Below are 12,303 nucleotides of genomic sequence, written 5' to 3'. Positions count from 1 at the left end.
ACAAATGGTTAATGCTACTCTTCGCGGTGCAAAAAATGTTCCTTAAAATTCGCCGGGCTTCAGTCGTCTCCGGTTTTGCTTGACTGCCGATTGCTGTTTCTTGTTGTCCAGCCTGTTTTCCTTTGAACCGGGCGACGGTTTTGTCGCTATCCTGGCTTTCTTTTTTACCAGGGCCTGTGCTACCAGGGCGTTCATCTTTTTGATTACTATCGCCTTGTTACCCTGTTGCGTACGCTCGGTCTGCGACTTTACCAGCAGGAATCCTTCAGCTGTTATACGGGAAGAAAGTTTTTCTGATACCAGTTGCTTCTGGTGAGTATCCAACAGCATGGTCTGGCTCACATGCCACCTTCCTTCGACCATGGTTTCAACCTTATTCACATTCTGGCCACCACTACCACCACTTCGGGCGGTCCTGAACATGATTTCCTTTGAGATATCCGGTTTCATCAGGCAATATTATCAAATTAAAGACCGCTTCGCCATGCCGCAGCCAATTCCATCATCCATGCCAGGCCGAGGTGCACCACGATGCCACCGAAGATCGATTGGGAGTAACAGGCTACAGCCCCAAGAATAATTCCGCCGAAATAAGATGAAATACATTCAAGCATTGGCTTCCCGAAATGGATGGAACAATAGAAGACCGCCATTGGCAATATTGCAACAGCCCCCACATATCGGGAAAGCGCTACGACCAGGAACCCGCGGAAGAATAGTTCAATGGTCAAAAAGTCACTTCCATAAGAAAGTTCATAAACCAGCTTCTGCCATAAAGGTGCGGCAGGCGGACAGATCCTGTCCAGTACTTTCACCTTCGGATAGGCATGCAGGAAATCGGGCCGGGTTGCAGCAAACGCAACAAGGGGTATCATGAAAGCAAGCAACAGGAGGTAAGGCCACCAGCTGAAATTCCTGGTGGTAAGGCCATAAACTTCGTTAGTTCCCGGAAACATCAGCTTCTTCAGCACCCATAACAGGCTAACGGTTATAACCAGCCGCAGCGGCCAGTCCACGAGTAAGGCCATAATCCTTCCCGTGCTACCGGCAAAGGCTGATCGAAGCAGCTCATTCCATCCGCCGGCGGTTACTTTTATGGCAAAGATGGCTGGTGCGACAAGAACAGTTGTAATGACGAGGTTTTGGTGACCGGGTTTTTGACCCAGCAGGAAACAGATGAGGTATGGAACGGAAAATGCAGTTAAATATAACAGGTAGAAGGCCCCGAACCGGGCAGTCCGGCTGGCTATTCCCTGGATCATTTTAGTCTCGATGCCCCACTTATAGTTTGCTGCCACAAGCAGGGCCGCAAAGAGGGTACAGCAAAGCAGGTAAACCTTGTTGGTCTGTTGTAAAAATTCGTTGAGATAGGAGAGGATCTGTTGCAATGTACCTTACACTAGTATCATACTAAGATAAGGCTGAAGGAGCAAATGCCTGTTGCATTTGTTCGAACAGATTGCTGTTGATCATTTTTGAAGAAAGGGAAAGCATGTTTTTGAATGCTTTCGCATGAGAAATGCCATGCCCGATAATGACAGGCTTGTTGATGCCCAGCACTGGGGTACCACCGTAATTCTCGAAGTTGAAACGGTCAAAATATTCGTGCTCGATGGATTTGCGTTGGGTAATATCATACAGCGACTCGGCAAGCTTTAGAATGATGTTGCCGGTAAATCCTTCACAAACCATTACATCAGCGCTGTCGATAAACACATCACGGCCTTCCACATTTCCGACGAAATTGATCTGGTTGTTTTCTTTAAGCAGGGGATAAGTGGCCTGGGCAAGGATGTTTCCTTTACCTTCTTCCTCACCTATATTGATGAGACCTACACGTGGTTGCTCAATGCCAAGGATATGCTTCGCATAAAGGCTGCCAAGCAACGCGAACTGGTTGAGGTTCTCAGGCTTGCAGTCTGCATTAAGACCAACGTCCAGCAGGAGCCCGGTTTTACCATCTTCCTTTGGGATAATTGTGGAAATGGTTGGTCGTAAAACACCTTCGATGCTCTTGAGGCTGTAGCATGCGCCAACAAGCATGGCCCCGGTATTTCCGGCACTGATGAAAGCGTCTATTTTACCACTGGCCAGGAAATGGAATCCAACGGTAATGGATGACTGTTGCTTTTCCTTCAGGGCCTTCGTCGGATGTTCGTGCATGCCGATCACCTGGGGAGTATGAACGACAGTAACCCTGTCCAACGGAACCTGGTGTTCCTCGAGGAGCGGGCGAACCTGCGCCTCATCACCAAACAAAAATACATTTGCCGGAGCTTCTTCCTGACTGGACAGGAATAACTGAAGACCCTTCACCGCTTCTAGCGGCGCAAAGTCTCCACCCATCATGTCCAGACCGATTTTCATCTCCGGCAAACTATAAAATTGTGTCCTGGTTAATTATTTTTTGATGGGAGCTTTCTCAGCTACCAGCTTACCCTTATAGAACAATTTTCCTTCACTCACGTGAGCGCGGTGACGTACATGCAGTTCACCAGTAGTGCTGTCTGTGCTCAGGGTAGTTGCTTCTGCTTTGTAATGCGTTCTTCTCTTGGCACTACGCTGCTGTGAATGTCTGCGTTTCGGATTTGGCATATCTCAACAGTTTATTAAATACAAAAATCAATTATCTAAATCCTTAAATTTCTCAAGTCCTTTCCAGAGCGGGTTCCTCACGTTTTCTCCTTTTTCCTGTTCCCTGTTCTCTCCGCTTCCCAATTTCTTAAGCATTTCCAGGGCTTCCTTATTACAGAAAGGCTGACCGATCTCTTCCGGAGCGCACATCTTCTGCATCGGCAGGCTCAGCAGGATGAATTCATAGATCCAGTCGGAAACATGAAGGTGGCTTTCTCCCCTTGATATATAATATACATCAGGATCTTCCTCCTGGTCGTTCATTTCTTCAGGATTCTCTACCAGCTTTACTGCGATGTTGAATTCGTCCCAAAGTGTCCAGGGAAGGGAGGGACTGCCACACCTGTCGCAGGTCACTTCCACTTTTCCGCCGATCTCAAACTTCAGCAGCATAAAGCCCGTCTTTTTATCGAGCGTAAGCTTCACATGTGCCGCCATGTTTTTGAAATCCTGTTGCTGGTAATGCTCAAAGAACCTGTCCTCAATATGATACTCGAAAGAATGAATGCCGGGTTTCAATCCCACAAAAGCGATATCAAATTCCCGTCTGCTGTTCATGAGTACCTTTTTAAAAGGTTGGCAAAGGTAGTAAAATATAATTGGAATCCAGCCTTTTTTTTGTTCTAAACACTTAATTTCGACACCGTAATTCAAAAATACAGTTTTCACAGGCATGAACGCTTACGTAAATATATTCGGCGCTTACCTGGCCTTTTTACGGTCTGCCTGTGCTAACGTGCCATGATTTCCGCCCGCCCGGATGTGTTACATATGGTTCTGCAGGTGGGGCATGGCGTTGTCTTGCTCAAATAATATACAGACAACTTCATTTGTCATTCCCGTACTGCCGCACGAACCCAACTCATCGTCATTTACTGATACTTAATTACTTACACACTAAATCTTCTATTTAACATGAAGCATGTTGCTGTAATCGGTCTCGGCAAAGTGGGTTCCCTGGTAGGGACATTGCTGAGCGATATTTTCACCGTTACCGGCTTTGACCAGTCTAAGCCTGCCGCTGAAGTTCCCTTTGAAATAACCACAGGATCAATCAGGGACACTGCAGCCCTGGAAACGTTTTTATCCGGGCAGGATGCCGTTGTTTCCTGTCTCCCCTATAATCTTAACCTTCCCGTGGCACAGGCTGCCCATAAGCTCGGGATCCATTATTTCGACCTTACCGAGGATGTACCCACCACTGCAGCCATCCGTGAAATGGCCAAAACCTCGAAAGGGGCAATGGCACCACAGTGCGGACTGGCACCCGGTTTTATTGGCATTGTAGGTGCAGACCTCTATAAGCGCTTTTCCCGGCTGCGCGACGTGGAACTCAGGGTGGGCGCTTTGCCTCGTTACCCGAACGGACTGATGGGATATTCCTTCACCTGGTCGCCTGCAGGTGTGATCAATGAATACATCAACGACGCCGAAGTGATCCATAATGGCGAACGCAAAATGGTGCCCTCACTCGAAGGCATCGAAATGATCAATATCGAAGGACAGGAATTCGAGGCCTTCAGCACAAGCGGTGGACTGGGTACCATGTGCGAAACCCTCGCCGGCAAGGTGGATACGCTTAATTATAAAACAATGCGTTATCCCGGGCATGCAAGATTAATGCGCTTCCTGCTCTATGAACTCATCCTGAAAGAAAAAAGGGAACTGGTTGAACAGATCCTCACCGAAGCCAAACCTCCTGTACGGGAAGATGTTGTTTATGTATATGCAGTTGTGGAAGGCTGGAAAGGTGACCAGCTCGCCCGTGAAGAATTCTATCATGCCTATCATCCCATCCTGATAGGTGGGAAGGAATGGCGCGCGATCAGCTGGACCACCGCCGCCTCCGTGGCAGCCGTTGTGGAAATGGTGGCAAATGGCACACTTCCGCAGCAGGGATTCATCAAACAGGAGGAAATTTCTTTTGAATCCTTCCTGGAAACCAAAAACGGGAAACTGTATTCAAATCACCAATAAAACATTCCAGATGTCAGCAGTACCACAGGATAAAGCGAGAGGCAGCAGGGAAGGACTGGAGTTCATCCTGGGTGGCCTGATGCGTCGCTACCAGGAAAGGGTACCCGATGTACAGGCTATCATGGATGCAATGGTAAAGCAGGGCATTATCGGCAGTGAGACGGAAATCGAAAACGACCATATTGCTTTCCGCACAATGGGCGTTCCACAACTGGGAATCCAGTCGCTGGAAAAGATCTTCCTTCACTTCGGCTATGAACGCCGCGACCATTATTTCTTTCCCGAAAAAAAACTTGACGCATACTGGTATGCCCCGCCTGCCCCGCAATATCCCCGCATTTTTATCAGTGAGCTGCGGGTGAGGGACCTGTCGCCCGAAGCAGCGGAGATCATCTACAGCTATACCGACACAGTAAGCACCGACCCTGTTACCGAACTGCACCTCGATGACGCAAAGGAAGTGGACTGGTTTTTACACAGCAGTCTGTGGAAGCTGCCCACCTGGGACGATTACCAGCGGCTTGCCCGGGAAAGCGAATACGCAGCATGGGTGATTTACAACCGATATTACCTGAACCATTTCACCATCAGCGTTCATAACCTGCCCGAAGGTTACAATACCATCGAAGGTTTCAATGCCTTCCTGGAAACGAACGGGTTTGTCCTGAACGATGCCGGCGGCAAGATCAAAACAAGTCCCGATGGCAAGCTGTCGCAATCTTCCACAGTAGCCAGGATGGTTAAAGCCACTTTCGCCGGGGGCGAAGAACAGATGATAGCCGGTTCCTATGTAGAGTTTGCCGAACGAAAACTGCTGGATGCCTTTTCGACCCTCGCAAAAGCCGAGATCCGCCGCGAACACCGCAGGGAAGGCTTCGAGGCAGGAAATGCAGACAAGATCTTCGAGAGCACCTACAGCAGCCAGACGAATAAGAGCGAATAGGTCAATAAGTCAATGAATTCAACATTCAGAAATGGACCCCATTTTTGAATGTTGAATTTTTCTTTTTCAATTGGGTCCCCGTATTTCGCAATTCATCCCCTAAATTAACAGTTCATTCCCTGCTTGAAGAGCCACTGCGGTTAAACCGGTATATTGAACCAAAGGCCGGGAAATGTTGAACAGTATGGCATTTTTACGTTACTCTAAGAAGGAATCCTGGATTGCCCTGATTCTCCTGCCGCCGATAGCGGGGGTGGTGAACTATTTATTGTTTGGTAACCGCTATTTTGAATCAGCTGCTAACTTCCTGGTTGCAACTTTCATCACGCTTACCGTCATCTTTCTTGTTTATGTGGCATGTGGCATGATAGCTACTGTGCTGGCGCATAAGTATCCCCGTTACAGCCAGACCTTCAGGCGAATAGCCATCGGGTTGATGTTTTATATCCTCATTATGGTGGCTGGTATCAGCATCCTGTTCTGGGGCTATGATTACCTGGGTTTCCTCGGGTACTCGATCAACACGAAGGATTATATTATTGCTTTAATTGTTGGTGCCGGTACAAACCTCCTGGCAACGAGTTTCAATGAAGGCGCGGCATTTTATGAAAAATGGAGAAGCCTGGTTGACGAAGCGGAACAGCTTAAAAAGGAAAACCTGCAGAGCCAGCTCGAAGGCCTGAAGGGCCAGGTTAACCCGCATTTTCTTTTCAATAGTCTCAATTCACTTTCATCGCTGATCAGTGAAAACCCGGCAAAAGCGGAGAAGTTCCTGGATGAAATGAGCAAGGTGTACCGCTACCTGTTAAGGACAAACGAAGATGGACTGACCACTCTCGATACGGAGCTTCAGTTCATTCATTCCTATTTTCACCTCCTGAAGACCAGGTATGGTGACGGACTCGAACTCGAACTTAAGATTGACGACAGGAGCCTCGGCTACCTGCTGCCCCCGCTGACGCTCCAGATGCTGGTGGAAAATGCCGTTAAGCACAATATGATCCTGCGGGACAGCCCGCTTCGCATCATGATCCTGACCACCAACAGCAACCGGCTCGTGGTAAGCAATAACCTGCAGCGTAAGGACAGGATGGTGTATTCAACCAGGGTTGGACTGAACAATATCCATAATAAATACCGGCTGATGAAACAGGAAGAGATCATGATCCGTGACGACGGCAAAGAGTTTGCGGTTGCCGTTCCCCTGATCCAGCCATAACCGGTATTAACAATTCATTCGGTAATTTTAACAAGTCGTACACAGGCCGAAAGCTGGAAACGGGTTCACCACTAATTTGCAATCAATACTAATACCTTTCTATGAAAGTGCTTATAATCGAAGATGAAGACCTGGCAGTCAGGAAATTACAGAAAACACTCCAGTCAGTTGACTCCAATGCTGAAGTTGTCGGCGTTACGGATAGTATCCGTTCCTCCGTTAAATGGCTGCAGGACAACCAGGCCCCCGACCTCATCCTCATGGATATTGAGCTTGCCGACGGCCAGAGTTTCGAAATCTTCGACAAAGTGGATGTTAACAGTACTGTGATCTTTACCACTTCCTACGATGAGTATGCACTGAAAGCCTTCAAGGTAAATAGTGTAGATTACCTGCTTAAACCCGTACAGAAAGAAGACCTTGAAGCTGCACTTGAAAAGTTCAGGAAAATGAAACAGCTGCTCGGGGTAGGTGAATCACAGGGTAACCTGAACGTCGACAGTCTTGTCAAGGAATTGCAGCAGAGACTGCAACCACGCGAATTCCGCAAAAGATTTCTCGTGAAGCAGGGCCAGAAACTGGTTAGCGTGGAAGTGGATGATATCGCTTATTTCTACAGCGACGGACGGGTGAACTTCTTCAAGACAAAAGACAACCGCAAATTTATTGTTGATTATACCATGGACGAGCTCGAGGACATGCTCGATCCCGACCGCTATTTCCGCATCAGCAGGTCATTTTATGTTTCCATCGAAAGTGTTGACCAGATCCACGATTACTTTGGGAACCGTCTTCTGCTGAATCTCCAGCCAATAGTAGACAAGGAAGCGATCGTGAGCCGCGAAAAAGTGGGTGATTTCAAGAAGTGGATGGGCAAGTAAAAAGCTAGCGGGCGCGCAGTTTCATTTCCAGCCTCACGATACTCCCGGTATTTATTTCTGAAAGGATATCAAGGCTTGCGCCCACGGCTTCCGCGCGGCGCTTCATATCGTTGATGCCACGCCCCAGTCCAGCTTTGGTGAGATCGAATCCTTTACCGTCATCCTGCACAATAAGGATCAGTTTGTTCTTCCGCAATCTTACCTGTACATGAATGTTTTTTGCTCCTGCATGTTTAACGGCATTGCAGATGGCTTCCTTGTACACTGACAGCAACTCATAACGGTGCTCCATATCCGACTCCCGCTCCTTAATGGCAGGATCGGCATCTATCGTGATGTTGGTTTCATGCGTTGATTCCATCTCCATCGCGTAATGCTTCATCCGGTCGAGCGTTTTATGCATCTGGTCGTTCTGCGGATTTATGCTCCAGACCATATCATACATTGCCTGCGTCATCCGGTTGCTGGTTTCACTGATGTGGTGGATGTAATCCTTTGTCCGGACAGCATCGGTATCAACCTTGGTCTTCGCCAGCTCACTTGAAATATTGATACTGCTGAGTGAATTGGTCAGGTCGTCGGTCAGGCTGGTCGCAATGCGTGTGCGAATGCTTTCCGTAGCCCGAATCTTCTGCATCCGCAACCTGTCGAGCCAGTACAGGAAACCGATACCCAGGAAAACCATCAGTCCCATGAACCAGTAGGAACGCCAGAAAGGCGGCCGTACCTGGATGGACAAATTCGTGATGGAAGATGATTCGAGTCCGTCACCATTCACACATTTGACCAGGAAATTATATGTCTTGTAAGGCAGGTAGTTATATACGGCTTTATTGTTTGTAGATCTTACCCATTCTTTGTCAATTCCTTCGAGCTTATGGTAATAGGCGAGCTGGTCGTGTTCGAGATACTGCAAAGAAGAATAATCAATAGTAATGGAATTGTTGTGATGGTCAAGCTCAAGTCGTTTTTCTTTCATCACCGAATCTACCGGCAACCTTTTCTGCATTACCTGTAAACCCGTGATCGTTACCGGCGGCGGTGCATCAGACTGCAGAACATTGGTGGGATCGAATACCAGGAAATTGTGATCGGAAGTAAAAGCAAGCCTGTTGTTACTGAGCGGATAAGCACCGCCTGCTGTGAGGTTGTCAAAAATGATCCCGTCTTTCCGGTCGAAGAGGGTAAAGGTATTTTTCTCAAAGTTCCACCGGCATAGTCCGTTCTGCAGGGCGATCCATAACCTGCCACGCACGTCCTTTTTGATGTAATAAGCAGTGTTTGACGGAAGTCCTTCATCCAGGCTGATCACCCGGTTCGTACGATTTCGGGTATTGATCACGGAAATGGTATAACCTGCAACGATCAGCAGGCTGTCGTTATACCTGACCACGTCAGTTGGTGAGTCATTTCCAAGTTGCCACCCGCCTTTTGTGGTGCTGGTGATATGATCGGTGATCATGGATTTACGGGGGTCGAAGTGATAGAGCCCGTTGCCCTGCGTAGCGATCCACATAGTTCCATCTGTGTCCGTATATAGCCGCGTGATCAGTGACAACTTCGTAACCAGTTCATAGCCCTTGCCAGGATCTCCGCCCGAAGCCTTGTAATTCCATTTGATGAGTTGTCCCCCATGTGTGCCGAACCACAAATTCCCTTCTTCGTCTTCAGCGATTTGCCGGATGGTCTTCTTTTCGAATACCGGCAGTTGCATGTCTGTCAGTTTTTTTGACACGGGGTCGAACACTTTCAGTTTGCCGGTTTGTTCCCCGATCCAGATCCGGCCATCCCGATGCTGGTGAATATACCAGATCACCAATATGTCTTTCACGTGGTTGAAAGCCGCAGGTATCGGTAAGGGATTCATGTTTTCATCGTAGGTGTACAAACCGAAACCCCAGGTTCCCACCCAGATCTGCTTATTGCGTAATTGCGTTACACTTGTTACCGGTCCGTCAATTGGTTTCGCTCCGGGTCGCAGCAGGTAATAGGAATTGAAATGCTGCGACTGGGGGTTAAAAACATAAATGCCGTCCGACGTGGAAAGCCAGAGATTGTGTTGCCGGTCCTCGAAAATATGATTGGCCCGGTCGAACCGGAGTTGCGGACTGTATGGTGTTGCCTGTGACAGCACCGCAAATTTTTTCCCGGAATGATCAATCGATCCGATAAAGGGCATTCCATAGATCCAAAGGGAACCATCTTCCTGTTCAAAATGACCTTTCACTTCATGATAGGCCTTTTCCAGATAGTCCGCAATGTTGTAAACATCCGGTTTCTTCTTAGCCGGTTCATAATAATAAACAAATGGCTGTCCGCGGTCACGCGGCCAGTTATTACACGAAAATCCATCTCCGCGCTTCAGGGGAGTAACGCCACTTACATAACGGAGATCGCTGAACGCTTCTATTATGGAATCACGGTTTGGATTGTGACCACGGTAGCTGAGTTGCCGGGTTACCGGGCTATACTGTGCAAGTCCCGAATCGGCACCAAGCCAGAAAACTTTCCGCTTGCTGTCGGCCGCAATATCGTGCAGGTGCCAGTTGGATGGGATTCCAAACCTGTCAACGATCGGTTCAAAGACCGTTGCCTGTTCATTCAGCAGGAAAATCCCGAGCGACTCGATGAAGAGGTAAAGGCGCCCATTCCAGTCCTCGAGCATCTTGGCAGGCAGGTACATATTGGACCCCCTCGGTTGCGTTACGATCGGCACATTTGAATAGCTGAAGTTAATGGTATTAAAGATGCCGACTGAATTGTCCTCATTGATCACCCATACTCTCGATTGCCTGTCTGTATACACCGCGACAACATTATTTGCAGGCAATGAGCTTTTTGAATTGCGGTTATGCCTGAAGGTGATGAATTCCTTACCGTCAAATCTTTGCAGCCCGTTTACGGTAGCAATCCAGATATAACCCTGTTTGTCCTGGGTGACATTATACACCTGGTTACTTGCCAGCCCATTCGTTGTGCTGTAATGGGTAAAAGAATATTGTCTTGCCTGCTGCGCGTTCAGCCGGCAAATGATCAGGAATAGGATGCTGCAGACGATGTAAAGCTTCTTCAACTGAGGAATAGTATCCTTCAAATATAGTCAGGCCCGGGTCAATTTCAAACGACCACCATATCGACAGCATGATAGGCAGATGAATTGGTGAAATCCGGGTATCAATTGTAATAGTGATTCTGCCCCTACAATTGGCGCAGCATTATTGGAGGTTCATCCACGTGTCGCTTCTGCGGCGCGTAATACCGTAGTAATATTGCTTCGTCAATGTAAACCTTATCAATTGAATCTATGAATCACAAACATTCCAGGAAGATCCTGATGGCCAACGTGCCTGCGGATGGCCACTTTAATCCGCTGACCGGCATCGCGGTTCACCTGAAGCAGCAGGGCTACGATGTACGCTGGTATGGCTCGGATGTTTACAGCAAAAAAGCCGCAAAACTGGGTATTCCTTATTTTCCTTTCAGCAAGGCTCTTGAAGTAAACAGCGAAAATGCCGAAGAGGTCTTTCCGGAAAGAAAACGCATTAACAGCAAGATTGGCAAGCTGAATTTTGATCTGCAGAACTTCTTTGTTCGCCGCGCACCGGAATATTATGCTGACCTGATCGACATTCACCGCGAGTTCCCTTTTGACCTGCTGATCGCTGACTGTATGTTTACTGCCATACCGTTTGTTAAGGAACTCATGCAGATTCCTGTGCTGTCGATCGGAATTGCGCCACTGCTGGAATCTTCCCGCGACCTGGCACCGTATGGCCTGGGCCTTCATCCTGCCCGCAGCTGGGCCGGCAAGTTTCGCCAGGCAGGCTTACGCTGGGTTGCAGACAATATCCTTTTCCGCAAATCCATCAACGTCATGTATGACCTTTTTGAAGAGTATAATATCCCGCACAACGGGGAGAATTTCTTTGACATGGGTGTAAGAAAAGCTTCCCTGTTCCTCCAGAGCGGAACACCGGGATTTGAATATAACCGCAGCGACCTGAGTGAACATATCCGTTTCATCGGCGCATTGCTTCCTTACGCCGGAGAAAGAAAAGAAGAGCCCTGGTTCGACAGCCGCCTGAACAAATTTGACCGGGTGATCCTGGTTACCCAGGGAACTGTGGAACGTGATGTGACAAAGATCATTGTGCCGGTACTGAAAGCCTTCCGTGACAGTAACTACCTCGTGGTAGCCACTACCGGCGGCAATGGAACCAAATTGCTGCGGGAGCAATACAAGGCAGATAATATCATCATCGAGGATTTTATTCCTTTCACTGATATCATGCCCTATACGGATGTATACGTTACCAATGGTGGTTATGGTGGTGTAATGCTGGGGATAGAAAACCAGCTTCCACTTGTTGTTGCAGGCGTTCACGAAGGGAAAAATGAGATCAATGCAAGAATAGGCTATTTCAGGCTTGGTATAGACCTGCGCAACGAAAGACCGACACCGGAACAGATGCGCAATGCCATTGAAAAAGTCATTGCAAACGGTGAATATCGCAGGAATGTGCAGGCACTGGCCCGCGAATTCAAAACCTACGCACCGCTTGAATTAACGGAAAGGTTTGTGACAGAACTGCTGCTCAGCAGGCGACATAAACTGGTTCCGGTAAACGACGATGCGCTTATTTACTAAG

At 48.1% G+C, this 12,303-nt stretch carries 10 protein-coding genes and 1 pseudogene; 5 read left to right on the top strand and 6 right to left on the bottom strand.

The features are described 5' to 3' along the window. Positions 1–42: 42 nt before the first annotated feature. From arfB to OI18_RS08305, 5 genes and pseudogenes are all read right to left on the bottom strand, one after another. Positions 43–450 (bottom strand): annotated as a pseudogene (gene arfB / locus OI18_RS08325) (alternative ribosome rescue aminoacyl-tRNA hydrolase ArfB); the annotation flags it as partial. Positions 451–467: 17 nt separating this feature from the next. Beyond that, on the bottom strand, positions 468–1,388 hold the full coding sequence (locus OI18_RS08320; RefSeq protein ID WP_039138922.1) for a CPBP family intramembrane glutamic endopeptidase: 921 nt from the start codon (positions 1,386–1,388) through the stop codon (positions 468–470). Positions 1,389–1,410: 22 nt separating this feature from the next. Beyond that, a complete protein-coding gene (plsX, locus tag OI18_RS08315; RefSeq protein WP_039138921.1) occupies positions 1,411–2,367 on the bottom strand; it encodes a phosphate acyltransferase PlsX in 957 nt (318 codons plus the stop codon). A 33-nt stretch (positions 2,368–2,400) separates the two neighbouring features. Beyond that, entirely contained in the window at positions 2,401–2,595 is a 195-nt protein-coding gene (gene rpmF / locus OI18_RS08310) for a 50S ribosomal protein L32 (protein WP_039138919.1), read from the bottom strand. Positions 2,596–2,622: 27 nt separating this feature from the next. Continuing rightward, positions 2,623–3,192 (bottom strand): YceD family protein, encoded by a 570-nt coding sequence (locus OI18_RS08305; RefSeq protein WP_039139253.1) that lies wholly within the window; start codon positions 3,190–3,192, stop codon positions 2,623–2,625. Between the two features lie 357 nt (positions 3,193–3,549). Here OI18_RS08305 and OI18_RS08300 point away from each other — a divergent pair, with 357 nt between their 5' ends. The 4 genes from OI18_RS08300 (at position 3,550) to OI18_RS08285 (ending at position 7,654) form a co-directional block, all read left to right on the top strand. Further along, positions 3,550–4,611 (top strand): saccharopine dehydrogenase family protein, encoded by a 1,062-nt coding sequence (locus OI18_RS08300; protein WP_039138918.1) that lies wholly within the window; start codon positions 3,550–3,552, stop codon positions 4,609–4,611. A gap of 10 nt (positions 4,612–4,621) precedes the next feature. After that, entirely contained in the window at positions 4,622–5,554 is a 933-nt protein-coding gene (locus OI18_RS08295; protein WP_039139252.1) for a DUF1338 domain-containing protein, read from the top strand. 184 nt (positions 5,555–5,738) lie between these two features. Further along, positions 5,739–6,773, top strand: a complete 1,035-nt coding sequence (locus tag OI18_RS08290; protein ID WP_039139251.1) for a sensor histidine kinase — start codon at positions 5,739–5,741, stop codon at positions 6,771–6,773. 101 nt (positions 6,774–6,874) lie between these two features. Then, the gene (locus OI18_RS08285) at positions 6,875–7,654 is read left to right on the top strand and encodes a LytR/AlgR family response regulator transcription factor (RefSeq protein ID WP_039138916.1); all 780 of its coding nucleotides are present in this window, start codon (positions 6,875–6,877) and stop codon (positions 7,652–7,654) included. Positions 7,655–7,658: 4 nt separating this feature from the next. On the opposite strand, the gene OI18_RS08280 is transcribed toward OI18_RS08285, so the two are convergent. Then, positions 7,659–10,727, bottom strand: coding sequence for a ligand-binding sensor domain-containing protein (locus OI18_RS08280; protein WP_160290205.1), 3,069 nt, complete (start codon positions 10,725–10,727; stop codon positions 7,659–7,661). A 231-nt stretch (positions 10,728–10,958) separates the two neighbouring features. On the opposite strand from OI18_RS08280, the gene OI18_RS08275 reads away from it, so the two are divergent. Further along, the gene (locus tag OI18_RS08275) at positions 10,959–12,302 is read left to right on the top strand and encodes a glycosyltransferase (RefSeq protein WP_039138912.1); all 1,344 of its coding nucleotides are present in this window, start codon (positions 10,959–10,961) and stop codon (positions 12,300–12,302) included. The last annotated feature ends 1 nt before the right edge of the window (position 12,303 follow it).

Origin of the sequence: Flavihumibacter solisilvae, assembly GCF_000814475.1 — a bacterium.
GTDB lineage: Bacteria > Bacteroidota > Bacteroidia > Chitinophagales > Chitinophagaceae > Flavihumibacter > Flavihumibacter solisilvae.
Note: the sequence above shows the minus strand (reverse complement) of the source record. Positions and strands in the feature narration are given on the sequence as shown.

Excerpts from the sequence above, each read along its gene's own strand:
- plsX (WP_039138921.1), bottom strand. The coding sequence starts at position 2,367 with ATGAAAATCGGTCTGGACATGATGGGTGGAGACTTTGCGCCGCTAGAA.
- OI18_RS08300 (WP_039138918.1), top strand. The coding sequence starts at position 3,550 with ATGAAGCATGTTGCTGTAATCGGTCTCGGCAAAGTGGGTTCCCTGGTA.
- OI18_RS08285 (WP_039138916.1), top strand. The coding sequence starts at position 6,875 with ATGAAAGTGCTTATAATCGAAGATGAAGACCTGGCAGTCAGGAAATTA.
- OI18_RS08290 (WP_039139251.1), top strand. The coding sequence starts at position 5,739 with ATGGCATTTTTACGTTACTCTAAGAAGGAATCCTGGATTGCCCTGATT.
- OI18_RS08295 (WP_039139252.1), top strand. The coding sequence starts at position 4,622 with ATGTCAGCAGTACCACAGGATAAAGCGAGAGGCAGCAGGGAAGGACTG.
- OI18_RS08275 (WP_039138912.1), top strand. The coding sequence starts at position 10,959 with ATGAATCACAAACATTCCAGGAAGATCCTGATGGCCAACGTGCCTGCG.
- OI18_RS08305 (WP_039139253.1), bottom strand. The coding sequence starts at position 3,192 with ATGAACAGCAGACGGGAATTTGATATCGCTTTTGTGGGATTGAAACCC.
- rpmF (WP_039138919.1), bottom strand. The coding sequence starts at position 2,595 with ATGCCAAATCCGAAACGCAGACATTCACAGCAGCGTAGTGCCAAGAGA.